Genomic DNA, 24938 nt, shown 5'->3' on the forward strand with positions numbered 1-24938 from the left:
AGCGCTTCGAGTACGACCGGGGCGGGAACTTGATCAGCCGCCAGCGCAGCGGTGCGCCCGGCTTCTCGATGTTCACCTCGGCACGAAGCAACCGTAGCCTCGCGCAGCGCGATGACGGCTCGCTGCCGGGCGAGCCTGAAATCGCTTTGGGTTTCGATGCCGGTGGCAATCAACAGGAACTGCAACGTGGTCAAGCCATGCTCTGGGACAGTCGCAATCAATTGAGCCGCGTGACGTTGGTCAACCGGGATACCGAGCCCGACGACTACGAATGCTACCGCTACGACCGCCCCGGCCATCGCTTGCGCAAAACGGGATTCGCCCACAGCAGTGGCCGCACCCTGCGCAGCGAAGTCCGTTACCTCCCCGGTCTGGAAATCCACCGTCAGGCCGACGGCGAAGAACATCACGTCATCAGCGTCGAAGCCGGGCGCAGTAACGTGCGGGCGCTGCACTGGCCCGAAGGTGCGCACAGTGACCAACTGCGCTACAGCCTCAGCGATCACCTCGGCTCCAGCACCCTGGAACTGGACGACGAGGCCGGTGTGCTGACCGAGGAACACTATTACCCCTTTGGTGGCACGGCGTGCTGGGCGGGGAAAAGTGCGTTGGTGGCGCAGTACAAGACTATTCGCTACTCGGGTAAGGAGCGGGATGCGACCGGGCTGTATTACTACGGCTATCGGTATTACGCGCCGTGGTTGCAACGCTGGATAATCCCGGATCCGGCGTGGGACGTAGACGGAGTTAATCTGTTCAAAATGGTTAGAAATAATCCGGTGATACTTCAAGATGTAGATGGGCGAATGCCATTTGGAAAGCCGAATAATAAATTGATTACGGCTGGTGATAATTCTGAGTCATCTGCAAACGCAACAGAACCCTATGTATCAGCGATAGCGCACAACGCTGAAAGCCTGGCAGTTGTAGAGAACTCAGGGGGTGAAGCGTCAATAGAAATGCCGGGGGGAAGTGTAATGAGAGCTGACAGGCGAGGAGCCAGAAGAAGCAACTCTGTTCGGGAAATAAGTACAGTGTACCGATATGACTTCCGTTCCCCCGGGAAAATAATGAAAAGCGGATTTGAGGGAACCAATTCTGATAAGCACGCCTTTGCCCGGTACGGTAGTCGGACTGTTTTTACTTCTACCCTTCGGACAGGAGCTGATATATATCGAAAAAGTTTGGAAAAGGTAGCAAGTAAAAAAACCCCTCTGTTTTTATATGAGATTTCACTTGCGGGTATGGAATACTTTGATTTTTATCGTGGATTTACAGTGACGGGGGATAAGTTTATTGGAGAGGTTTCCAGGTTGCTGTTTGAACGGAAGTCAGAGGAGTATATGTCAACGAATAAATACAAAAAAATAGGACGTGAAGCTTTTGAGAGCTATCTATTCGATAAGTTGCGCGATCGAATAGTTGATGGCTTTGTTGTAGTTAATGAGTTACACATTAAAGGTCCTGTGCAGCCTCGGAATATAAGTCCACTCATGCCCCCAAGACTCGAATATCTTGATCTAGCAGCTAAGAACTATAGCGGTAAATCCACTAGTGTGAGCTTCAATCCATGATGTAACTCCGCTGCCACATGTACTTCGGCAATCGACGTTCGGCTCCTCGTTTGTCGAGGGTTAGGCATTGTGATCTCAACGTTTGTTCAGCCCCCGCGCCAACCGATCCCCACTGAGTTGAATCACCGCCACCAACGCCACCAGCAATACAATCACCGTCAGCATGATCTGGCTATCAAACCGCTGATACCCATACCGATACGCAAGGTCCCCCAACCCACCGGCGCCAATCGCCCCGGCCATGGCCGATGAGTTGATCATCGTCACCAGCGTAATCGTGAACCCACCAACAATCCCCGGCAGCGCCTCCGGCAACAACACATGCCAAACGATGTGCCAGCGCCGGCAGCCCATGGCTTGCGCCGCTTCGATCAATCCATGGTCGACCTCGCGCAAGCTGACCTCGGCAATGCGCGCAAAGAACGGTGTAGCCGCGATGGTCAGCGGCACCACGGCCGCCCACACGCCGTAGGTGGTGCCGACGATCAATCGGGTGAACGGAATCAGCGCCACCATCAAAATCAGAAACGGAATCGAGCGAAACAGGTTCACGAACGCACCCAGTGCGCGGTTCAGCGCCGGGGCTTGGTAGATGCCGCCCTTGGAACTGGTGACCAGGATCACCGCCAGCGGAATGCCCGCCAACAGCGCGATCAACGACGACACGCCGACCATCAAGAACGTGTCGATGAAACCCTGCAGCAAGCGATCAAACCACATAACCCAGTACCTCCACTTGTTGCGCCCAATGGCCGGCGCGTTGACGCAATTCCTCGGCACCGAGAGTCGAGCCGGTCACCGCCAGCAGCAGTTGCCCAAGGGCATGGCCCTGAATCCGTTCCACGCCGCCTTGCAGCAATCGCACACGACCTCCGAGGGCGCTGAACAGTGCCGCCAGGTCCGGTTCGTCGCGTTGGCTGCCGGTGAACTGCAAGCGCAGGACCACGGCATCGTCCGGGGACTTTGCCTGCGCCTGCAAACGGCTTTGCAGCTCTTTCGGCAATGCGTGTTGCAACGGCGCCAGCAATGTCTTGCTGACCTCATGCTGTGGATTGCCGAACACTTCCCACACCGGCCCTTGCTCGACGATGCGCCCGTGTTCCAGGACAACCACGCGATCGCAGATCTCACGGATTACCGCCATCTCGTGAGTGATCAGCACAATGGTCAGGCCCAGGCGCTGATTGATCTCGCGCAGCAGGCCAAGGATCGACTGCGTGGTCTCCGGGTCCAGCGCCGAGGTGGCTTCGTCGCACAACAGGATTTGTGGGTCATGCACCAGCGCCCGGGCAATGCCCACGCGCTGTTTCTGCCCGCCGGACAACTGCGCCGGGTAAGCCTTGTGTTTGGTCTGTAAGCCCACCAGTTCCAGCAGTTCACGGACCTTCTGTTCGCGTTGTTCCTTGGGCACGCCGGCGACTTTCAGCGGCAGCTCGACGTTCTGCCAAACGGTCTTGGCCGACATCAGGTTGAAGTGCTGGAAAATCATGCCGATGCGCCGACGCAGCGCCACCAGGCGGTCTTCGTCGAACTCGCCGATGTCCACTAGATCGATCAGCACCCGACCGCTGCTCGGTTGTTCCAGGCGATTGATGGTGCGGATCAGCGACGACTTGCCGGCGCCGCTGCGACCGATGATGCCGAACACTTCGCCGCGCTGGATCGCCAGGTCGATGCCATGCAACGCGGCCACCGGGCCTTGCTGGCCGTTGTAGGTCTTGCCCAGATTGATGAAGCGCACATGAGCACGATTGAGCTCAGGATGCAGCTCGGTTTGTTCAGCACGTTGAGGCTCTGGAAGCTCCAGTCGCCGTTGGATGGCGGCGGTCATGTTCAGCTTTCCCAACCGGCTTGATAGAGCTTGCCGTGGGCTTTATCCAGCGCGGCGCGCACAGCCGGTGAGTGCTGGTAGATGTCGACGAACTTGATCAGGCGCGGGTCGGTTTTGCTCTTGGGCTGGATCACGAACTGAATCACGTACTCCTTGTGATCGAGGCCGTCGAACAGCAGTGCGGAGCCCGCATCGAAGGTTTTCGACAAGCGAATATAGGCCGGATAGCCCTGCACCAGATCGGCATCGTCATAGGCGCGTACCAGTTGCACGGCTTCGACCTGGAGGATCTTGATGTGCTTCGGGTTGGCGATGATGTCTTCTTCGGTGGCCTTGTAGCCGACGCCGGGCTTGAGGGTGATCAGACCGGCCTTGGCCAGCAGTTGCAGGCCGCGACCGCTGTTGATCGGGTCATTGGCGATGGCCACGCTGGCGCCTTCTGGTAGCTCGTCGAAGCTTTTGTATTTCTTCGAGTAGAGGCCGACGTTGTTGATGATCCCGGGCGCGAACGGCACCAGATCGAAACCTGATGCAGCCTTGGCGTTTTCCAGGAACGGGATGTGTTGGAAGTAGTTCACGTCGATGTCACCTGAAGCCAGGCTGACGTTCGGCGCGATCCAGTCGCTGAACTCCACCAGTTCGACTTTCAGGCCTTGTTTGGAGGCCTCTTCGACGGCCGCTTCAAGGGGAATGGCGAAGGCGGCGGTGGTGCCGATTTTTAGTGGCGCGTCAGCGGCGAAGGTCGCCGAGCTGAACAGGCCGAGGGCCAGGGCCAGTGCTTTGACTGGGTGGGAGAGGTAGTTCTTTTTCATGATCAGGTTTTCCAGTCAGTGCATAGAGTTTGTGGTGTCTGTTCGGGCCTCATCGCGAGCAAGCTCGCTCCCACAGGGGTTTTGTGAACACCCGAGATCCACTGTGGGAGCGAGCTTGCTCGCGATGCTTTCAGCGTCGGAAAGTCGAGCCGGTGTGCTGCTGAGGCAAATGCGCCTCTCGCTGAAACAGCTTTTGCCGCAAGGTGCCGCTGTCGTAGGCCGTCTTGTACGAGCCCCGCCGTTGCAACTCGGGAATCACCAGCTCGATGAAGTCCTCGTAGCTTTCCGGCGTGACGATGCGGGTCAGGTTGAAGCCATCCAGCCCGGTTTCGGCGATCCAGGATTCCAGTTCATCCGCCACTTGCTGCGGTGAGCCGACCACGGTGATGTAGCGACCGCCGAGGGCGTGTTGTTCCAGTAATTTGCGTCGGGTCCAGTCGTTGTTTTGCAGGTGTTTGGTGGCGGACTGGATCGCGTTGCTCTTCACGTACTGGATCGGCTCGTCGATTTCATAGTGGGAAAAGTCGATCCCGGTGGACGCCGAAAAGTGCGCAACACCGGCCTCTGCGCTGGCGTAGCTCAGGTACTCGGCGTGCTTGGCCCAGGCTAGTTCTTCGGTGGCGCCAACGATCACGTTCAGGCCCATGAACACCTTGATGTCCTCTTGATTGCGCCCGGCTTCGACGGCGCTGGCGCGCACCTTGTCCACCTGCGCCTTGGTCGATGCCTTGGTCTGGCCGCTGATGAACACGCACTCGGCATGTCGCCCGGCGAACAATAAGCCGCGATCCGAACTGCCGGCCTGGAACAGCACCGGCGTGCGCTGCGGCGAGGGTTCACACAGGTGATAACCCTCAACCTGATAGAACTCGCCCTTGTGCTCGACCTTGTGCACTTTGTCCGGCTGCGCGTAGATCCGTTGCCGTGGATCATTGAGTACCGCACCGTTTTCCCAACTGCCTTCCAGGAGTTTGTAGAGCACCTCCAGGTACTCGTCGGCCTGGTCATAGCGGCGGTCATGCTCGACCTGTTCGCTCAGGCCCATGGCCTTGGCTGCGCTGTCGAGATAGCCGGTGACGATGTTCCAGCCGACCCGCCCACGGCTCAGGTGATCCAGTGTCGACAGGCGGCGGGCGAACAGATACGGCGCTTCGTAGGTGAGGTTGGCGGTCAGGCCGAAACCGAGGTTTTTCGTCACCGCCGCCATCGCGGAAACCAGTAGCAGCGGATCGTTGACCGGCAACTGGATCGACTCTTTCAGCGGTACGTCCACCGAGTTCTGGTAGACGTCGTAGACCCCGACGATGTCGGCGATGAACAGGCCGTCGAACAGCCCGCGCTCCAACAGCTGCGCCAGTTCGGTCCAGTATTCGAGGGTGTTGTATTGGGTGGATGTGTCGCGCGGGTGCGTCCACAAGCCATGGTTGATGTGCCCGATGCAATTCATGTTGAAGGCATTGAGCAGAATTTTCTTCTTGGCCATTCAGATGGTCCCCCGCAGTGGCGGGTTTTCATCGTTGAGGTAGTAATTGCCGACGGCGTGGTACTTCCAGCGCACCGGGTCGTGCAGGGTGTGCACCCGGGCGTTGCGCCAGTGGCGGTCGAGGCCGTGTTCGATCAGGGTCGCCTGGCTGCCGGCCAGTTCGAACAGTGTGCTGCCGGCGGCCAGGGAGATTTCGGTGCTCAGGGCGCGGGCTTCGGCCACGGCAATCGACGCGGCGGCGACGGTCTGGGCATGGGTGTCGGCCTGGGCCTGGTCGAGGTATTCACCGGCACGCTCCAGCAGCGCCTCGGCGGCGTGCAGGCGAATGCTCAGGTGGCCGAAGCTCTTGAGGGTCAGCGGATCGTCCGTGGCTTTTTCGTGGGTGGCGTCGATCCACGGCCGGGTTTTCGTGCGCACGAAGTGCAGCGCATCTTCATACGCGGCGCGGGCGATGCCGGTGTCGATGGCGGCGTGGAGAATCTGCGCCAGCGGGCCGACCGGGGTCGGGCGCTCGAAAGCGCTTTGAAAGGGGATGACATCTTCGGCGGCAACAAAGACATCTTCGAACACCACCGAACCGCTGCCGGTGGTGCGTTGGCCGAAGCCGCTCCAGTCGTCGATCACGCTCAGGCCCTTGCTGTTGTGCGGCACGAACGCCAGTTGCTGCACGCCGTTTTCATCCACCACCGAGGTGGGAATGCGCTGGGCGTAGATCGCGCCGGTGGCGTAGAACTTGCGACCATTGATGCGATAGCCGCTGGCGTCGCGAGTCAGGCTGGTGACGCGATCGTGTGCGGTTTTGGTGCCGAGTTCGGCCAACGCATTGCCGAAGCGCTGACCGGCCAAAACCTCGGCGTACAGGCGTTGTTTCTGCTCGTGGCTGCCGTTCACCCGCAATACTTCGAGGGCATAGAAATGGTTCTGCGGGATCTGTCCCAATGAGCCGTCGGCCCGGGCGATCAAGGCGATGACCTTGGCCAGGGTGACGTTGGAAACACCGGCGCCGCCGTATTCCTTTGGCACGCTGATGCCCCACAGGCCCGAGCGGGAAAACACTTCCAGTTCCGGGAGTGGCAAACGGCGCTCGCGGTCGCGTGTGGCGCTGTCGCGTTTGAAGTCTTCGGCAAGGTCGCTGGCGACGATCAGGGCTTGTTCATCGCTGGTGATGACCGCGACGTGGTGAGAACTTGTCATGTGTTTCTCCAGAGCTCTGGTAAAAAGTGTTCTGGTCGTCAGATCCAGGAATGGCGATTAGGCAGCGTGCCGTTGAGGCGATAGGCGCCGACCGCGTGATACTTCCAGCGCACCGGGTCGTGCAGGGTATGCACCCGGGCGTTGCGCCAGTGGCGGTCGAGGTTGAATTCGGCGAGGGTCGCGCGGCTGCCGGCCAGTTCGAACAGTTTTTCGCTGGCCAGCAACGAAATCTCGGTGGTCAGCACTTTGGCTTCGGCCACGGCAATCGAGGCACGGGCGGCGGACTCGGCGGTGAAGGGTGCGGCGCTGACGTCATCGAGCACTTTCCCGGCCTTGCGCAGCAGCGCTTCGGCGGCGTGCAATTCGATTTTCAGCTTGCCGATATCGGCGATCACGTAAAGGTCATCGCTGGCCCGCTCGACCTTGGCGTCGATCCACGGCCGGGCGCGGGTTTTCACGAAGTCGATGGCGTCGTCGATGGCGCCTCGGGCGATACCGGCGTCGATGGCCGCTTGAATCAGCTGCGAGACGGCACCCTGGATGTTCGGTGTGTCGTTGATCCGCCAGTTATCCACCACCAGTTCGGGATCGGCCTGCACGTTGTTGAGCAAAATCGTGCCGCTGGCGGTGGTGCGCTGACCAAACCCGGACCAGTCATCGACGATGCGCAATCCCGGTGTGCCGCGACGGATGAACGCCAGCACTTGTTTGCCGTCATCGTTCAACGCTTTGACCGCGACCCAATGGGCGAACAGTGCGCCAGTGGAATAGAACTTCTGACCATTGAGAACACCGTCAGCGGTGATGCGTGCCTTCAGTTCCAGGGTGTTTTTGCTGCCGCGTTCCGGCCCGGCATTGCCGATGCGCCAGCCATCCAGGATGCTTTTGAACAGCAGATTTTTCTGTGCTTCGGTGGCGCTGCCGAGTACCAGGTTCAGAATGCCGAACTGGTTTTGCGGGATCTGCCCAAGCGCCGGGTCGGCCGCGGAAATGATCGCGAAAACCTCGGCCAGGGTAACGAACGAAACCTGCGGGCCACCGTACTCGCAGGGAATGGAAATGCTGCCCAGGCCGCTGCGGGTGAACTGTTCGATTTCCGCCCACGGCAGCTTGCGCTGCCGGTCACGTTTGGCCGCTTGCAGACGGGCGACTTGCGCCAGTTCGTGGGCCGCCTTGATGGCTTGAGCATCGTTGCGCAAGACTTGTGCGGGCAACAACGGCGGGGCGATGTCCAGGTCACTCTGGACGATTGCATCTGCCAGACTGGACATCAGTGCCGCTCCTTGGCTGCACGCAATGCCCTGGCGATCTGCACTGGGGTGATTGTGTTCCGGACCATACCTACCTCACATCTTATGGAAGCGCCGCTTGTGGCCGCGCATGAAAACAAGGATGTCCGGTGGTCCGGTGTATATACCCTAAACGTGTATAAATTTTTTATGAACTAACTTTTAGGAATATGCATAGAAGGATGATTCCGCTGGTGTGCACCGACCCCTGTGGCGAGGGAGCAAGCCCCCTCGCCACAGGGGGTGTGATCATTTTTCGCGGGGTTCAGCAGCCTTGAGGGGATGTTTCTTCGGGGCCTTCAGATAAGTACTTGCACAACCGATCTTCAGCGTACGGGCCGGCGCCCAGCGGGAGTTGTTGCCCACACGGTCGAGAATGCAGTACGTCACTTCCAGCCGCAGGTCTTCGCCGGCTTCGAGGATGATGGCCGGCGGTATCCAGACCTGAATCGGCTGACCCACATCGGCGGACTTGAGCCGTGGCAGATCCATGCGCACATCGCCCCAGCGCAGGGTGATTTCGTCGTCGACGGCCATGTTCAGGTACGGCTCGATGGTCAACGGAACACCGCGTTTGACCTGACTCGGATTGACCCCCTGACGGCGAATCGCCTCGGGAATGCTCACCGGTGCCAGGCACTGGTTTTCATCACCGCACAGCGCGGAGGGTTGGCCGCCCGGGCAGTCGAGTTTGATCTGCACGTTTCGGCTGGCCGATATCGTCGGGCTTCGACCAACTTGCATGACCCGGTAGTGAATGCACGAGGTACCGTTGGCGACAAAACTTTCAGGCACCCGCAGCTGCACCGGTTGGCCGACATCGCTGGCGGTCAGCACGCGGGAGGCCACGTAGCAGTTGTCCCAGAACAGTTCGATCAGGTCGCCTTCGTCCATGGCGGGGTAGGGCGCTACCTCGATCAGCAGGTGCGCCGCGCAAGTGACGTTGATGCCGGTCTTGTTGGATTGCGCCAGGGTCGGGGCCACAAGCCCGGATTTGTTCGAGGTGTTGTTCATGAAGTCTCCTTGAAGTCTTGCAACGAAGTCCGTTTCTGGAATATCAAAAACCAATAATCGAACAGAAAAACTGTTCATTACTTTGAGTTTAAATAATGATTCAAGCGTGATGAGTGCCGCTGGCTGGAGGCTAGATAAGAGCCAGGAAGATCAGGTGTCAATAAGATTTGTTAGTTGTTGGCGGTGTGTGGTGTTATTCAGAAAGTTCCTACGCTCTCAAGTAAGTAAACCACGCCGTTGCGTCGAATTTATCCGCTGAAATCGGGTAAATACGGGCGGGTTTGTGCAAGTCACAAGCACTGTCTTGCGATGGGTGATCTGATTGGATTGGCACTGTTTAATTGTGGCGATGCATATGTATGTGCCGCGTGCGCGCACAAGATATGCATCTCGAATAGATAGGTTTAGTTTGATATTGATGGCGCGTATTTCTAGAGGTGGGTAACTTCCATCCGTGGAAGGTTACACCGTTGTTGCGCAGGGTTATTAGTTGTGAGCGTTATTCAGGAACTTACTCAGGAACTGTTTGGTTCGTTCTTCTTTCGGGTTGGCAAACAACGCCTTCGCTTCGCCTTGCTCGACGATCACGCCCTTGTCGAAAAACACCACACGGTTGGCCACGTCCCGGGCAAAGCCCATTTCGTGGGTGACGATCACCATGGTGCGCTTCTCTTCGGCCAGGCCGCGGATGGTCGCCAATACCTCGCCCACCAGCTCCGGGTCGAGGGCCGAGGTCGGCTCATCGAACAGGATCACTTCCGGCTCCATCGCCAGTGCCCGGGCAATCGCCACGCGCTGTTGCTGACCACCGGAGAGGCGACGCGGGTAGGCGTCTTCCTTGCCCGCCAGGCCTACCTTGGCCAATAGCTTTTTACCCAGGGCAACGGCATCGGCGTGCGCGATCTTCTTGACGATGATCGGGCCTTCGATGACGTTTTCCAGGGCGGTGCGATGGGGGAACAGGTTGAAGTTCTGGAACACGAAACCTACGTGCTGACGCAAGCGCCGCACCAGGCTCTGCTGCTGGTTCAGGGGACGGCTGGTATCGATTTCGATATCGCCGACCTTGATCCGGCCGCTGGTGGGCTCTTCCAGAAAATTCAGGCAGCGCAGGAAGGTGGTCTTGCCCGAGCCGCTAGGGCCGATGATCGCGACCACCTCGCCTTCCTTGACCTCAAGATCGATGCCGTTGAGCACGACTTGACCCTTGAACTGCTTTGTCAGTTTTTCCACGACAATCATTGGGTCAGGACTCCTGGTCGTGCCGATTGACCCGCGCTTCCAACTGGTTCTGCAGGTGCGAAAGCACCGTGGCCAGGACCCAGTAGATCAGTGCGGCGGCAAGATACATGGTGAAGATTTCGAAGGTGCGAGCGGTGATCAGCTGTGCCTGACGGAACAGTTCCGGCACCTGGATGGTAGCGGCCAGCGCAGTGTCCTTGACCAGCGAAATGAAGCTGTTGCCCAGCGGCGGCAATGCGGTGCGCATCGCCTGCGGCAGGATGGCCCGGCGCAGGGTCTGCGCGCGGGTCATGCCGATACTGGCAGCCGCTTCCCACTGGCCGCGCTCGATGGAGCTGATCGCGGCACGCAGGATTTCACAGGCGTAGGCGGCCATGTTCAGCGAGAAGCCGATCAGGGCCGCCGGCAGCGGATCCAGTTCCACACCCAGTTGCGGCAAGCCGTAATAGATCACGAACAGTTGCACCAGCAACGGCGTGCCGCGAAAGAACGACACGTAAATGCGGGCGATCCAGCTCATCAGTTTGAAGCGCGACAGGCGCATCAGCGCCAGACCGAACCCCATCACCAGGCCGAAGAACATCCCGCCCAAGCTGAGGATGACCGTGTAATACGCGCCCTTGAGCAGAAAGGGCGTGGAGTCCAGTGCGAGTTGGAAAGCTTCTCCCATTATTGAGTGACGTCAGCGCTGAAGTATTTTTCCGACAGCTTTTTCAGCGTACCGTCGGCACGCAGCTTGTCGATGGCCTTGTTCACCGCGGCCAGCAGTTCAGGCTCGCCTTTGCGCAGGGCAATGCCGGCTTCCTGGCGGGAGAACGCATCACCGGCGGCGGTGGTGTCCTTGGCCTTCTTGGCGTACTCCAGCGCAGCCAGACGATCGATCAGAATGGCGTCGATACGGCCGACACGCAGGTCCTGGAACTTGGTCGGATCATCTTCGTAGGTGCGGATGTCAGCAGTCGGCACATTGGCCTTTACCCACTCTTCGTAGTTGGTGCCCAGGCCTACGCCGACTTTCTTGCCGGACAGGTCGGCGGCGGACTTGATGTTCAGCTCGGCGGCCTTTTTCGTCAGCACCAGCGCCTGAATACCGGAAACGGTGTACGGCTCGGAGAAGTCATACTTCTTCTTGCGCTCTTCGGTGATGGTCACCTGGTTGATCACTGCGTCCAGACGCTTGGATTCCAGGGCGGCGAGGATGCCTTCCCATTTGGTCGGCTGCAGCTTGACCTTCACGCCCAGCTCTTTGGCCAGGGCTTCGGAGAACTCGACTTCGAAGCCGGCCAGTTTGCCGTCGGCGTCGACGAAACTGAACGGTGGGTAGGTGCCTTCCAGGCCGACGTTGATCACGCCTTTGTCCTTGATTTGTTGCAGTTGCTCACCGGCAACCGCCTGGCCAATCAGGCCGGCGCTCAGTGCCAGGCCGAGCGAACCCACCAGCAGATTGCGACGTAGTGCGGAAAAATTCATGACAAGCCCCTGTGTTTTCTTATGGAAGACGCTTTAGGAAAGTTGGCAAATTCGGGATTTTGACGACTGCGATATCCTGCCCTAAAGCAGCTTATGCGTCTCGCTGCAAATTCGCCTGCGGCGTGACTATAAGATGATGCCTTTAGATAGGAAAATAATAAATATTCTATTTGTTATTCGTTAATTGAATATGTGTTTCATAGGAAAAGATCGCAGCCTGCGGCAGCTCCTACATGGATCGGCATGCACCTGTAGGAGCTGCCGCAGGCTGCGATCTTTTGATCTTCTGAATCGCTTACAGAAAATCCTTATAGGCAAACAACGCCGGTGCCCCGCCAGTGTGCAGGAAGATAATCGGACCCTCGTCGAAACGCTGACGTCCGATCCCGTCCAGCAAGCCCGCCATGGCCTTGCCAGTGTAGACCGGGTCCAGCAGCAAGCCTTCCTGACTCGCCAGCAGCTTCACCGCTGCCAGTGTTCCGGCATTCGGCTCGCCATAACGCGGGGCGAAATACTCATCCCACAACTCGACCTTGAAAGCTTCCGGCAGATTCACGCCCAGCAACTCGGCGGTACGTTCGGCCAGGCCTTGAACCTTTGGCCGCTGATCTTCATCGCTGCGTGAAACCGTCACGCCGATCACTGGCAGATCCGGCAGTGCTTCACTCAAGGCCAGTGCCAGGCCACTGTGGGTACCGGCACTACCCGAGGCCAGGACCACGGCGGCGAACTTCAGGCCGGTGTCCTTGATCTGTTCGGCCAGTTCCAGCCCGGCGCGCACGTAGCCCAGGGCACCCAGTGCATTGGAACCACCGATCGGCACCAGGTACGGCTTCTTGCCGTTGCTGCGCAGTCGATTGGCCAGGGCTTGCAGTTGCTCGTCGGCGTTGTCGAGGTTTTCCACCAGTTCGACCTTGGCATCGAACAGGTCGAGCAGCAGGCGGTTGCCGTTGCCGGTGTAATTGCTGTCGCCAGTGCCGAGAGGATTTTCCAGAAGGGCTACGCAACCCAGGCCCAACTTTGCGGCAATGGCGGCTGTCTGGCGCACGTGGTTCGATTGCAGTGCGCCCGCCGTGATCAAGGTGTCGGCGCCCTGGGCCAAGGCATCGGCGGCCAGGTATTCGAGTTTGCGCAGCTTGTTGCCGCCCATCGCCAGCGGCGTCAGGTCATCGCGCTTGACGTACAGGTCGCGGCCCAGCCAGGTCGACAGGCGTTCGAGTTTTTCCAGGGCGGTGGGCTGACCGAGCAGGTCGAGGCGGTTAAAGCGGGCGAGCTGTTGTTTGATCATGAGTCCGTACTGGCGGTTGAAGATCTCAGGACTATAGGCACGCCAAAAAGTTGGGGCAACCGTCAATCGCTTATAGCCAATCGAACTGAGCACAGCACTATTGGTTCTTAATTTGCCTCGCGGCCCTTGCCGTAAAGTAATCGCGGTCAGTGCGGCCAGACAGTCCGGCCGCCCGTGAGGAGTTTTTACCGTGAGTGAGCGTTCCAGCCATTGGCAATTGCAGACCATCGTCAGTCAGCTGCGCACGGCACGTGAACAGTGGCGTGCACAAAACGGCCGGGCCACCGGCGAGCAGGGCGGTCGTGAATTGCCTTCCCGCGCAGCCATGGCGGACATTCTCGAAGCGCTGTGTGGTGCGTTGTTTCCTATGCGCCTGGGGCCGGTGGACTTGCGTGAGGAGAGTGAAGACTTCTACGTCGGCCACACCCTGGATGTGGCGCTGAATGCGTTGTTGGCCCAGGCGCGACTCGAATTGCGCTACGCCGCTCGCCACAGTGCCCAGGCCGAGACTGAAGTCGAAGCCAGGACCATCCAGATCATTCAGGACTTCGCCCTCGCTTTGCCCGGGTTGCGCAGCCTGTTGGACACCGACGTGCTCGCGGCCTATCACGGTGACCCGGCGGCGCGCAGTGTCGATGAAGTGTTGTTGTGCTATCCGGGGATTCTGGCGGTGATTCACCATCGTCTGGCCCACCATTTGTATCGCGCCGGGTTGCCGCTGCTGGCGCGGATCAGTGCGGAAATCGCTCACTCGGCCACCGGCATCGACATTCACCCCGGTGCGCAGATCGGCCGCAGTTTCTTCATCGACCACGGGACGGGTGTGGTGATTGGCGAAACGGCGATCATCGGCGAGCGGGTGCGGATCTATCAGGCGGTGACCTTGGGCGCCAAGCGCTTCCCGGCGGACGAAGACGGTCAGCTGCAGAAGGGCCAGCCTCGGCATCCGATTGTCGAGGATGACGTGGTGATTTATGCCGGGGCGACGATTCTGGGGCGGATCACCATCGGCCAGGGCTCGACCATTGGCGGCAATGTCTGGCTGACCCGCAGCGTGCCGGCGGGCAGCAACCTGACCCAGGCGAATTTGCAGCATGATGATGGGGCGCAGAAATAGGCCTTTGAATCTCCGTTGACTGGTCTGACCTCATCGCGAGCAAGCTCGCTCCCACAGGGTTTTCTGTCGTTCACAGCTTTTGTGTTCAACCCGGATCCACTGTGGGAGCGAGCTTGCTCGCGATTGGATTTCAAGCCGAATCGAGTTGTTGGTCTTCAGCACATTTCTCCCCTTGAGCTAGCGTAAGAACACCACCGCCGAGCCCTACGATTAGTCCTTAGCCCCCTATCCATGTTTAACTTGAACGTTCATTCAAGTTAAAACGGCGGTTCGCTGCCCGCTCACAACAGGAGGCTTGCCTTTGCTGAGTCCGATTTCTACAGCCACGTTTTACCCCTTCGAGGTGCACCGAACATGAGTGCATCGTCCATCCCTCCAAGCGGCCTGATCCGCATGAATCCGCCGGTGTTCTGGTTCTCGGCGAGTTTCATCCTGTTGTTTGGTGTCGTTGTCATCGCCATGCCCGAACAGGCCGGTGCCTGGTTGCTGGCGGCGCAAAACTGGGCGGCCAATACGGTCGGCTGGTATTACCTGCTGGCGATGACCCTGTATCTGGTCTTCGTGGTGGTCACCGCCTTGTCCGGCTACGGCAAGATCAAGCTCGGTGCCGACCACGACGAACCCGAATTCAGTTATTTGTCCTGGGCCGGCATGCTGTTCGCCGCCGGGATCAGCATCACCCTGTTTTTCTTTTGCGTGTCCGAGCCGCTGACCCACATGCTGCAACCGCCCCAGGGCGAGGCCGGTACGGCGGAGGCGGCGCGCCAGGCGATGCAGATTCTGTTTCTGCACTGGGGCCTGCATGGCTGGGGCGTGTTCGCCTTTGTCGGCATGGCGCTGGCCTACTTTGCCTACCGGCATAACCTGCCACTGGCCCTGCGTTCGGCGCTGTACCCGCTGATTGGCAAGCGTATCAACGGCCCCATCGGCTACGCGGTGGATGGCTTCGGCATCATCGCCACGGTGTTCGGCCTCGGTGCCGATATGGGCTTCGGTGTGTTGCACCTCAACTCGGGCCTGGACTACCTGTTCGGCATCGCCCACACCCAATGGATTCAGGTCGGCCTGATCACCTTGATGATGGGCGCTGCGATCATCGTTGCCGTATCCGGCGTCGACAAGGGCGTGCGGGTCATGTCCGACATCAACATGCTGCTGGCCTGCGCGCTGCTGTTGTTCGTGTTGTTCGCCGGCCCCACGCAGCACTTGCTCAACACCCTGATCCAGAACCTCGGCGACTACCTCGGCGCCTTGCCGATGAAGAGTTTCGACCTCTATGCCTACGACAAACCCAGCGACTGGCTGGGTGGCTGGACAGTGTTCTACTGGGCCTGGTGGATTGCATGGTCGCCGTTCGTGGGCTTGTTCATCGCACGGATTTCCCGTGGCCGTACCATCCGTGAGTTCGTCTTCGGCGTGCTGTTGATTCCCCTCGGCTTCACCCTGGCGTGGATGTCGATTTTCGGCAACAGCGCCATCGATCAAGTGCTCAACCACGGCATGAGTGCGCTCGGCATGTCGGCTATCGATAATCCGTCGATGACGCTCTACCTGCTGCTGGAAACCTACCCGTGGAGCAAAACCGTCATCGCGGTCACGGTGTTCATCAGCTTCGTGTTCTTCGTCACCTCCGCCGACTCCGGCACTGTGGTGCTGTCGACGCTGTCCGCCAAGGGCGGCAACCCCGATGAAGACGGGCCGAAATGGCTGCGAGTGTTCTGGGGCGCGATGACCGCATTGGTGACCAGCGCGCTGCTGTTTTCCGGCAGCATCGATGCGTTGAAGTCGGCGGTGGTCCTGACCTCGCTGCCGTTCTCGCTGATCTTGCTGTTGATGATGTGGGGGCTGCACAAGGCGTTTTATCTGGAATCGCAGAAGCAGATTGCGCAGATGCATTCCTTGGCACCGGTGTCGGGTTCACGGCGGGGCGGTTGGCGCCAGCGCCTGAGTCAGGCGGTGCATTTCCCGTCGCGGGATGAGGTCTATCGCTTCCTCGATACGACGGTGCGCCCGGCGATTGAAGAAGTGTCTGCCGTGTTCATCGAAAAGGGTTTGCACGTAGCGACACACCCGGACCCGGCCAATGACAGCGTCAGCCTGGAAATCGGTCATGGCGACCAGCATCCGTTCGTTTATCAGGTGCAGATGCGCGGTTACTTCACGCCATCGTTTGCCCGTGGCGGCATGGGTTCCAAGCAACTCAACAATCGCCGCTACTACCGGGCCGAAGTGCATTTGAGCGAGGGCAGTCAGGATTACGATCTGGTCGGCTACACCAAAGAGCAGATCATCAACGACATCCTCGACCAGTACGAACGGCACATGCAGTTCCTGCATCTGGTGCGTTGATCAAGGCCTCACGTCTCGGTGGTCAACACCATGAACAACACCAGCGCCGCCACCGGGACACCGAACACGGCGCTACCGACCACCAGTTCGGTGCTCAACGGCTGGCCGGCATGCACTATGCCGACTGCGCCGTTGATCAGCGTCAGCGCCAGCCACAGCACGATAAAACTGTAGGCCACGGTCTGGCGGGTGAAGCCGATTTTCTCGCCGATGTAGAGCATCAACGCCAGGAGGATCAGGCCGAAGGTGATGATGATGGTGGTGTGCATGAACTGTCCCGCCCTTCAGATGTGCATTGCTTTGGAGGCAGCCATCGCGAGCAAGCTCGCTCCCACAGGAGATCTCCTTTGAGCACAAATTTTGTGAGCGACCAAGATCAATGTGGGAGCGAGCTTGCTCGCGATTGGGGGCACTGCGGTGTTTGTCTGAGCATAGTTAAACCAACCCACCATTGACCCGCAAAATCTGCCCGTTGACCCACGCCGAATCCGGTCCGACGAGGAAGGACACGACTTGGGCAATGTCTTCTGGCTGAGCCAGGCGTTCCAGCGGCGCCATCCTGGCGAAGGTCTGGATCTGTTCTTCGCTTTTGCCATGCAGGAACAGGTCGGTGGCCACGGGGCCCGGGGCCACCGCATTGACGGTGATGTTGCGCCCGCGCATTTCCTTGGCGAATACCTGAGTCAGGGATTCCACTGCCGCTTTGCTGGCGATGTACACCGCGTAGCCCGGCAGGTTCATGCTGACGGTGCTGCTGGAGAAGTTGATGATCCGGCCACCGCTGTTCAGGCGGGTCGCCGCTTCACGCAGGGTATTGAAGGTACCGCGAGCGTGGATGTTGAAGTTCTGCTCGAACAGTTCATCGCTGTGTTGCGCCAGCGGCAGCACTTTGAGGATGCCGGCGTTGTTCACCAAAACATCGACCTTGCCCAGTTGGGTTTCCGTCTCGTCGAACATCCGGCGCACGTCGTCGGCATTGGCCACGTCGGCCTTGATCGCCATGGCCTGGTGGCCGGCCTGACGCAGCTCTACCACCAGTTTCGAGGCTTCGGTGGCGCTGCTGGCGTAGTTGATGGCAACGGCGAAACCTTCGCTGGCCAGTTGTTTGGCGATGACCGCGCCGATGCCGCGGGAGGCGCCGGTCACGATGGCAACTTTCGGAGTTTGAGCAGTCATGGCGATGATTCCTTTGAGTGAAGGTGTTTGTCTGGGGTGACGCCAATTTCACATGTTTACTCAGGGTGATAAATGCACGAGAGTTGCCTTGACTGTTCAATAATCACCAACAATCGAGTGCCTGGAGTGAGCTGTGGACCAAGTCAAGGCGATGAAGGTTTTTGTGCGGATCTACGAGCGCAGCAGCTTCACGCAGGCGGCCGATGACCTGAACCTGCCACGCGCGACGCTGACCCACACCTTGAATCAGTTCGAGGCCTGGCTGGGTACCCGTTTGTTGGAGCGCAGCACGCGTAAAGTGCGCCCGACGCTGGATGGCGAGGCGTACTACCTGCGTTGCGTGCAACTGCTGGCAGAGCTGGAAGAAGCGGAATTAGCGTTTCGTGGTGTGGCACCGAAGGGGCGGCTGCGGGTGGACTTGCACGGGACATTGGCCAAGCACTTCGTGATCCCGGCTTTGCCGCAATTCATGGCGCGTTATCCCGACATCGAGCTGTCCATCAGCGAGGCTGACCGCCAGGTCGACCTGATCAGCGAAGGTATCGATTGCGTGTTGCGGGCGGGAACATTGGGCGACTCCACGCTGATCGGCAAACGTGTCGCCAACCTGCGTCAGATCACCTGCGCCAGCCCCGCCTATTTGCGCAAGTACGGCGAACCGAAAAGCCTCGCCGACCTGAGCCGGCACCGTGCGGTGAACTACGTTTCGCGCACGACAGCCAAGTTGTTCCCGTTTGAATTCATGGTGGACGGTGAACTCAAGGAAGTGGCCATCGACGGTGCGGTCTCGGTGTTCGGTGCAGAAATCTATGCCGCCTCGGCGATTGCCGGGCTGGGCCTGATCCAGTGCCCGCACTACCGGATGGAAACGCAGATTTCCCAAGGTTTGGTGCAGGAAGTCCTCGTCGACACTCCACCGCCATCGATGCCGGTTTCGGTGCTGTACCCGCACAACCGACACATGTCGCCCAGGGTCCGGGTGTTTGTGGACTGGTTGGGGGAGGTGTTTGCGGGGGCACAATAGCTTGTTAGTGGGGAAATACATGAAACGTTTCAGCCCGATTGGGGCATGTGGCCCGGCTCTTACGGACAAGGTGGCTCGCGCAAGTACGTGCTGGCCAACATTGCCCAGGTGCGGGCACTCAACGAAATCGCCAAGCGTCGTGGCCAGAGCCTGGCGCAACTGGCGCTGGCCTGGACCCTGCACGATCCTCGGGTCACTTCGGCCTTGATTGGCGCGAGCCGGCCGGAGCAGATCATCGAGAACGTCGGGGCGTTGAAGAACCTGAGCTTCAGTGCGCAGGAACTGGCGGAGATTGACCGGTTCGCCCAGGAGGGCGGGATCAATCTTTGGGAGAAGCCTTCTACTGCTGAATAAGTAGTTGGCGCCGGATTATTCGGCGCCTATTAGATCGCCATCGCGAGCAAGCTCGCTCCCACAGTGTCCGTGTCGTACACAAATCCTGTGAACACCGCCGACCCTGTGGGAGCGGGCTTGCTCGCGAAGAGGCCAGTACAGCCAGTAAAGAACTCAGAACTCAGCGAAAGAAAGGCACATCCCCCAACACCGTCGCCCGCTGCATCACCCGCCGCGCCGGCCGGTAATCGTCCACCGCGTAATGCTGGGTCACGCGGTTGTCCCAGAACGCAATGTCGTCCTGCTGCCAGCGCCAGCGAATGGTGAATTCCGGCCGCGTTGAATGGGCGAACAGGAACTTCAGAATCGCCTCACTCTCGGTTTCCGACAGCTCGTTGATCTTCGAAGTGAAACCTTCGTTGACGAACAGCGAGCGGCGCCCACTCACTGGATGGGTGCGGATCACCGGATGCGACAGCGGCGGATTCTTGCGTCGTGCTTCTTCCCACTGGGCCAACGCCTCGGGCGTGTTGCCATAGCGTTCCAGCGGAAACGAACGGGTGAAATCATGGGTGGCGGTCAGGCCTTCGAGCAAGGTTTTCAGCGGCGCCGACAGGGCTTCATACGCCGCAATCCCGCTGGCCCATAACGTGTCGCCGCCAAACTCCGGCAGCAGCTTGGCGCTGAGCACCGCGCCCATGGCTGGGGTCGGCAGGAAGGTGACGTCGGTGTGCCAGATCGCATTATCGCGCACGTCAGTGACGGCGGTGTCGAGGATCAGCACTTCGGGTTGCTCCGGCACATTCGGGTAGATCGGATGAATGTGCAGGTCGCCGAAATTCGCGGCGAATCGCGCCTGTTGCTGTGGCGTGATCGGCTGGTTGCGGAAGAACAGCACCTGATGCTTGAGCAGGGCCTGTTCGATTGCATCGCGCTGCTCCAGGTTCAGCGGCTGGCTGATGTCGATGCCACTGATTTTCGCGCCAAGGGCGGAGCTTAAAGGGACGATGGTCAACTGGCTCATGGTGGTTCTCTTAAATCCGGGGGTGTTGACCACTGTGGGAGCGAGCTTGCTCCGGGCGGCGTTCCGACGATAGCGATTTGTCAGTCACAACAGTGGTGTCAGACACTCTGCAATCGCGAGCAAGCTCGCTCCCTCAGGGTTTCTCACAGGGAAATTATTCAGTGGGCCTGGCCATGCCATGGCACCAGTTTGCGTTGCAGGGCACGCAGGCCCAGTTCCATCGCGAAGGCGATCAATGCGATCACCAGAATCCCCAGTACCACCACATCGGTGACCAAAAACTGTGCGGCCGATTGCACCATGAAGCCCAGACCGCTGGTGGCGGCGATCAATTCGGCGGCGACCAGCGTCGACCAACCCACGCCGAGGCCTATGCGCACACCGGTCAGAATGTCCGGCAAGGCACTCGGCAAAATGACGTGGCGAATCAACTGCACGCGCGTTGCGCCCAGCGACTGCGCGGCACGCAATTTGGCCGGGTCCACCGTGCGCACTCCGGTGGCGGTGGCGATGGCAATCGGGGCGAAGATCGCCAGGTAGATCAGCAGCACTTTCGACAATTCACCGATGCCGCACCAGATCACGATCAGTGGCAGATAAGCCAACGGCGGAATCGGCCGGTAGAACTCGATCAGCGGGTCGAGCACACCACGGGCGATACGGTTGGCGCCGATGGCGATTCCCACCGGCACGGCGGTGAGAATCGCAAAGCCCAGGCCCAGGCCGATACGGCTCAGGCTCGCGCCGAGGTGCTGCCACAGGGTTGAATCCATGTAACCCGAGGTCGCCAGCAGCCAGCCTTTTTGCAGCACGGCGGAGGGCGGCGGCAGGAACAGCGGCTCGATCAAGCCGGTCGCCGTCACGGCCCACCAGATAGCAACGAGAACGACCAGTGTCAGCACACTGATCCAGCGAGTGCTCAAACGGCGACTTGCCGGAATCACGGCTGAGCCTGGTGTTATCGCTGCGACGGGAATTTCGTAGCTGCTCATGCGCGCTCCTGCCGCTGGGCGGCGCTGCGTTGGGAGAACACTTTGGCGAGTACGTGTTCGCGGGTTTCGATAAAACGCGGGTCGGACTTGATCGAGCGGGCCGACTCACCGGCGGCATAACGCTGACCGAAATCGAGGCTCAGGCGCTCGACGATTTGCCCCGGGTTGGGCGCCAACAGAATCAGGTCGGTGGCGAGGAACACGGCTTCTTCGATGTCGTGGGTAATCAGGAACACCGGTTTGGCGGTGCGTTGCCAGACTTGCAGCAGCAACTCCTGCATTTGCTCGCGAGTGAAGGCGTCGAGGGCGCCGAAAGGTTCGTCCATCAGCAACACGCGCGGGTCGGCGGCGAGGGCGCGGGCCAGGCCGACACGCTGCTTCTGGCCACCCGAAAGCTGCCAGATGCGGCGCTGTTCAAAACCGGACAGATCGACCAGGGTGAGCATTTCCCTGGCGCGAGCTTCGCGTTTGTCCCGGGCGATACCGGCCAGCTCAAGGCCGAACCCGACGTTGGCCAACACGTCTTGCCACGGCAGCAGCGCGTCGTCCTGGAACACCACGCCGCGCTCGGCGCTCGGGCCTTTGACGGGCACGCCATCGAGGGTGATGCGCCCGGCGCTGGGTTCGACGAAACCGGCAATCAGGTTCAACAGCGATGTCTTGCCACTGCCGGACGGGCCGAGGGCGACCAGCAACTGCCGGGGCCCCAGGCTCAGGGAGATATCCGCCAACACCGGTTCCGGGTTGCCGGGGTACTGTGCGCTGATGCGCTCCAGCTGTAGCAAGGCCATCGCGTTGACTCCCGATCAGTGGGTGATGAACTTGGCGCTGACGTACGGCGCGTAGTCCGGCAGCACCGCCTCGACCTTGCCTTGTTCCTTGAGGAACGCCGCGGTGTCGGTGATGGCTTTGGTGGTTGGCGCGCCGAGGGTGAGCACCTGGTCAGCCGCCAGCGGGTAGACGTTGCCTTGCAGCAGCAATGGAATGTCGCTGGCCTTGGCGCCAGACAGTTTTACCAGCTTGTCGACGTTGCCCTGGTTGGCGAGCCAGGCTTGCGGGTCTTTGCGGTAATCGGCGTAGGCGTCCAGGGTCACTTTGGCGAACGCGGTGACGATTTCCGGGTGCTTCTCGGCGAAATCCTTGCGCACGATCCAGGCATCAAAGGTCGGTGCGCCGAACTTGGCCAGCTCGCCAGAGGTGATCAGTACCTTGCCGTTTTCCTTGGCGACACCGAGGGCCGGATCCCAGACGTAAGTGGCGTCGATATCACCGCGTTTCCAGGCAGCAATGATTGCGGGCGGAGCGAGGTTGAGGACGGTCACTTTCGATGGATCGATGTTCCAGTGCTTCAGCGCGGCCAGCAGGCTGTAGTGGCCGGTGGAAACGAACGGCACGGCGATCTTCTTGCCGATCAGGTCTTGCGGGGTCTTGATCCCGGAACCGTCGCGGGCGACCAGTGCCTCAGCGGCGCCGATCTGGGTGGCGATGAGGAAGGTTTCGACCGGGACTTTACGGGTGATCGCAGCGGTCAGAGGGCTGGAACCGAGATAGCCGATCTGCACGTCGCCGGAGGCGATGGCGGCAATGATATCGGCACCGTTGTCGAATTTTCGCCAGCTGATATCGGCCTTGGTGGCCTTTTCGTAGGCGCCGTCAGCCTGGGCGACTTTCGCCGGGTCAACGGTGGTCTGGTAGGCGACGGTGAAGTCGGCCGCCTGGGCAAAAAAGCTCGCAGTAGCCAAGGAAGCGGCCGCCAGCAAGCGAAGAGGGAAAGTCAGTTTCATCAGAAAGCTCCTTGTCAGGCGACCGAATGTCGGCGTGAAAAAGAGACTAAATGATCTAAGAATTATAAAATAAATAACTTTTTAGAATTAGCTTATGAGGGGAATATTCTGGGGGAGAGCAGCCTCTGTGGGAGCGGGCTTGCTCGCGAAGGCGATGTCCCAGTCAACATTGATGTTGGCTGAGACTCCCTCTTCGCGAGCAAGCCCGCTCCCACAGGGGACCTGCTTTGGCTGCTTAGTTGCTGATCGCCAGAATGCTCGCCTGATACGCCCCGACAAACACATCGAAATCACCGACTTCGTTCTGCTCCAGCTCAGCCTGCTGAGCCAGCGACGAACGCGCCCGCTCTTCAAACTTCGCCTGCTCCTCAGCCGGCAACGGCTCGCTGCGGAAGAACTCGGCATGGGCCTGGCTCTGACGCAGGGAGAACTGGGCGAAGCTTTCCTTGTGTTCGGCCATCGCCGCCAATACCTGTGCCGATGGCGTCAGGGATGGGTCCTGGACCTTGGCCATCTGGGTGTCCAGCGCCTTGCTGTGCGCATCGCCGCCATGGCTCTGGTCGAGCATCGCCGCCAGAGGCGCGATTTTTTCCAGCAGCTCGCCGGCCCATTCCTTCAGGTCAACCGGCTGGCCATCCCGCTGCAGTTGCAGGCCTGGACGACGACCTTCCTTGACCACACTGAGGAAGTTCGAGGTTGCGTTGCCGCAGCTGGTGTTGGTCAGCAGCGGGCTGTCGTTGAGCGCGCAGTAAAGCAGGAACGCATCGAGGAAGCGCGACTCGGTAAGATCGATGCCCATCGGCAGGAACGGGTTGATGTCCAGGCAGCGCACTTCGACGTACTGGATGCCACGGGCCATCAGCGCCTGGATAGGACGTTCGCCGGTGTAGGTCACGCGTTTCGGGCGGATGTTGGAGTAGTACTCGTTTTCGATCTGCAGGATGTTGGTGTTGAGCTGTACCCACTCGCCATCCTGGTGGGTGCCGACTTCGACGTACGGCGCATACGGCGTGGCCACCGCTTTGCGCAGGCTGTCGGTGTAGCTGTTCAGATCGTTGTAGCACGGCGTCAGGCCGGCCTGGGCGTTGCTCTGGTAGCCCAGGTCGCTCATGCGCAGGCTGGTGGCGTACGGCAGGTACAAAGTCTGCGGGTCCAGTTGTTCCAACTGGTGCGAGCGACCGCGCAGGAACCCGGCGTCCAGTGCCGGTGAAGCACCGAACAGGTACATCAGCAGCCAGCTGTAGCGGCGGAAGTTACGGATCAGCGCGATGTAGGACGACGACTGGAAATCGCGGTCGGTGCCGACAAAGCCTTCGGCCTGCTTGAGCAGCGGCCAGAGTTTTTCCGGCAGGGAAAAGTTGTAGTGGATGCCGGCAATGCATTGCATGGTCTTGCCGTAACGCAGGGCCAGGCCCTTGCGGTAGACGTACTTGAGCTGCCCGATATTGGACGTGCCGTAATAGGCGATCGGGATGTCTTCCTCGGCCGGCAACGGGCACGGCATCGATGGGCTCCACAGGTACTCGTTGCCGAGCTTGCTGTAGGCAAAGCGGTGAATGCTGTCCAGGCTCGCCAGCGTATCGGCAGGATCGGGCAGGGCCGGGGTGATGAACTCCAGCAGCGACTCGGAATAGTCGGTGGTGATCTGTTCATTGGTCAGCGCGGAACCCAATTCTTCCGGGTGCGGCGTTTGCGCCAGGCGACCTTCATCGGTCACGCGCAGGCATTCACGTTCGATGCCGTGAAGGCACTGTTCGAGCAGAGAGAGGTTAGCGCGCTCGCCGAGCAGAGCCAGGCGGCGGTTGAGAAGTTCGCTCAAGTTGGATTCCTTCACGCGTCAGTCGCCCCAATATGGGGGTGGGCAAGACGGTCTACAAGGGTGAAGTTAAAACTGGCGTTTTCGCCTGGTTTTGGAACTCGCCGCAATCGATGTGGGAGCGGG

Annotated in this window: 22 protein-coding genes and 1 pseudogene; 5 read left to right on the forward strand and 18 right to left on the reverse strand. The window is 59.8% G+C overall.

Going from position 1 to position 24938, the window contains the following annotated elements; genetic code table 11:
• On the forward strand, window positions 1-1574 hold a 1574-nt coding region (locus KGB28_RS05175), incomplete at its 5' end, for an RHS repeat-associated core domain-containing protein (RefSeq protein ID WP_317853288.1).
• Window positions 1575-1649: 75 nt separating this feature from the next.
• Here the strand turns inward: KGB28_RS05175 and KGB28_RS05180 are convergent.
• The 11 genes from KGB28_RS05180 to KGB28_RS05230 form a co-directional block, all read right to left on the reverse strand.
• Entirely contained in the window at window positions 1650-2294 is a 645-nt protein-coding gene (locus KGB28_RS05180) for a methionine ABC transporter permease (RefSeq protein ID WP_223443058.1), read from the reverse strand.
• The gene (locus KGB28_RS05185) at window positions 2284-3405 is read right to left on the reverse strand and encodes a methionine ABC transporter ATP-binding protein (protein ID WP_223443061.1); all 1122 of its coding nucleotides are present in this window, start codon (window positions 3403-3405) and stop codon (window positions 2284-2286) included. The genes KGB28_RS05180 and KGB28_RS05185 overlap by 11 nt, the downstream gene beginning before the upstream one ends.
• A gap of 2 nt (window positions 3406-3407) precedes the next feature.
• Window positions 3408-4217, reverse strand: coding sequence for a MetQ/NlpA family ABC transporter substrate-binding protein (locus KGB28_RS05190; protein WP_223443064.1), 810 nt, complete (start codon window positions 4215-4217; stop codon window positions 3408-3410).
• Between the two features lie 130 nt (window positions 4218-4347).
• On the reverse strand, window positions 4348-5700 hold the full coding sequence (locus KGB28_RS05195; protein WP_223443067.1) for an LLM class flavin-dependent oxidoreductase: 1353 nt from the start codon (window positions 5698-5700) through the stop codon (window positions 4348-4350).
• The gene (locus KGB28_RS05200) at window positions 5701-6894 is read right to left on the reverse strand and encodes an SfnB family sulfur acquisition oxidoreductase (RefSeq protein WP_223443069.1); all 1194 of its coding nucleotides are present in this window, start codon (window positions 6892-6894) and stop codon (window positions 5701-5703) included.
• A 38-nt stretch (window positions 6895-6932) separates the two neighbouring features.
• Window positions 6933-8165, reverse strand: a complete 1233-nt coding sequence (locus tag KGB28_RS05205) for an SfnB family sulfur acquisition oxidoreductase (RefSeq protein WP_223443072.1) — start codon at window positions 8163-8165, stop codon at window positions 6933-6935.
• A gap of 267 nt (window positions 8166-8432) precedes the next feature.
• Window positions 8433-9197, reverse strand: a complete 765-nt coding sequence (locus tag KGB28_RS05210) for a hypothetical protein (RefSeq protein ID WP_223443074.1) — start codon at window positions 9195-9197, stop codon at window positions 8433-8435.
• A 486-nt stretch (window positions 9198-9683) separates the two neighbouring features.
• Complete coding sequence (gene tcyN / locus KGB28_RS05215; protein ID WP_223443075.1) at window positions 9684-10439, reverse strand: L-cystine ABC transporter ATP-binding protein TcyN; 756 nt, start codon at window positions 10437-10439, stop codon at window positions 9684-9686.
• A 4-nt stretch (window positions 10440-10443) separates the two neighbouring features.
• Window positions 10444-11109, reverse strand: coding sequence for a cystine ABC transporter permease (gene tcyL / locus KGB28_RS05220; RefSeq protein ID WP_223443077.1), 666 nt, complete (start codon window positions 11107-11109; stop codon window positions 10444-10446).
• Complete coding sequence (tcyJ, locus tag KGB28_RS05225) at window positions 11109-11909, reverse strand: cystine ABC transporter substrate-binding protein (protein ID WP_108216115.1); 801 nt, start codon at window positions 11907-11909, stop codon at window positions 11109-11111. The genes tcyL and tcyJ overlap by 1 nt, the downstream gene beginning before the upstream one ends.
• 295 nt (window positions 11910-12204) lie before the next feature.
• Window positions 12205-13197 carry a D-cysteine desulfhydrase gene (locus KGB28_RS05230; protein ID WP_223443079.1) on the reverse strand — a complete coding sequence of 331 codons (993 nt, stop codon included), beginning with the start codon at window positions 13195-13197 and terminating at the stop codon, window positions 12205-12207.
• Window positions 13198-13387: 190 nt separating this feature from the next.
• Here KGB28_RS05230 and epsC point away from each other — a divergent pair, with 190 nt between their 5' ends.
• A complete protein-coding gene (epsC, locus tag KGB28_RS05235) occupies window positions 13388-14314 on the forward strand; it encodes a serine O-acetyltransferase EpsC (RefSeq protein WP_223443082.1) in 927 nt (308 codons plus the stop codon).
• A gap of 393 nt (window positions 14315-14707) precedes the next feature.
• Window positions 14708-16663, forward strand: coding sequence for a choline transporter BetT (betT, locus tag KGB28_RS05240; RefSeq protein ID WP_223443255.1), 1956 nt, complete (start codon window positions 14708-14710; stop codon window positions 16661-16663).
• Window positions 16664-16671: 8 nt separating this feature from the next.
• On the opposite strand, the gene KGB28_RS05245 is transcribed toward betT, so the two are convergent.
• Both KGB28_RS05245 and KGB28_RS05250 read right to left on the reverse strand, forming a co-directional pair.
• Window positions 16672-16932 (reverse strand): hypothetical protein, encoded by a 261-nt coding sequence (locus tag KGB28_RS05245; protein WP_223443084.1) that lies wholly within the window; start codon window positions 16930-16932, stop codon window positions 16672-16674.
• Between the two features lie 166 nt (window positions 16933-17098).
• Window positions 17099-17839 carry an SDR family oxidoreductase gene (locus KGB28_RS05250; protein ID WP_223443087.1) on the reverse strand — a complete coding sequence of 247 codons (741 nt, stop codon included), beginning with the start codon at window positions 17837-17839 and terminating at the stop codon, window positions 17099-17101.
• 133 nt (window positions 17840-17972) lie between these two features.
• Between KGB28_RS05250 and KGB28_RS05255 the strand changes: the two genes are divergently transcribed.
• Window positions 17973-18863 (forward strand): LysR family transcriptional regulator, encoded by an 891-nt coding sequence (locus KGB28_RS05255; RefSeq protein ID WP_223443089.1) that lies wholly within the window; start codon window positions 17973-17975, stop codon window positions 18861-18863.
• A gap of 93 nt (window positions 18864-18956) precedes the next feature.
• Window positions 18957-19217, forward strand: a pseudogene (locus KGB28_RS05260) (aldo/keto reductase); the annotation flags it as partial.
• 160 nt (window positions 19218-19377) lie between these two features.
• Here KGB28_RS05260 and tauD read toward each other — a convergent pair.
• The 5 genes from tauD to gshA form a co-directional block, all read right to left on the reverse strand.
• The gene (gene tauD / locus KGB28_RS05265; protein ID WP_223443091.1) at window positions 19378-20220 is read right to left on the reverse strand and encodes a taurine dioxygenase; all 843 of its coding nucleotides are present in this window, start codon (window positions 20218-20220) and stop codon (window positions 19378-19380) included.
• A 158-nt stretch (window positions 20221-20378) separates the two neighbouring features.
• Window positions 20379-21212 carry a taurine ABC transporter permease TauC gene (gene tauC / locus KGB28_RS05270; protein ID WP_154910735.1) on the reverse strand — a complete coding sequence of 278 codons (834 nt, stop codon included), beginning with the start codon at window positions 21210-21212 and terminating at the stop codon, window positions 20379-20381.
• Complete coding sequence (gene tauB / locus KGB28_RS05275) at window positions 21209-22003, reverse strand: taurine ABC transporter ATP-binding subunit (RefSeq protein ID WP_223443092.1); 795 nt, start codon at window positions 22001-22003, stop codon at window positions 21209-21211. Before tauB ends, tauC begins: the two co-directional genes overlap by 4 nt.
• Window positions 22004-22018: 15 nt before the next feature.
• Complete coding sequence (gene tauA, locus KGB28_RS05280) at window positions 22019-22996, reverse strand: taurine ABC transporter substrate-binding protein (RefSeq protein ID WP_223443094.1); 978 nt, start codon at window positions 22994-22996, stop codon at window positions 22019-22021.
• Window positions 22997-23231: 235 nt separating this feature from the next.
• Entirely contained in the window at window positions 23232-24815 is a 1584-nt protein-coding gene (gene gshA, locus KGB28_RS05285; protein ID WP_223443096.1) for a glutamate--cysteine ligase, read from the reverse strand.
• Between the last annotated feature and the right edge of the window lie 123 nt (window positions 24816-24938).

The sequence above is a fragment of the Pseudomonas sp. BF-R-19 genome (genome assembly GCF_019956445.1).
Lineage (GTDB): Bacteria > Pseudomonadota > Gammaproteobacteria > Pseudomonadales > Pseudomonadaceae > Aquipseudomonas > Aquipseudomonas fluorescens_BH.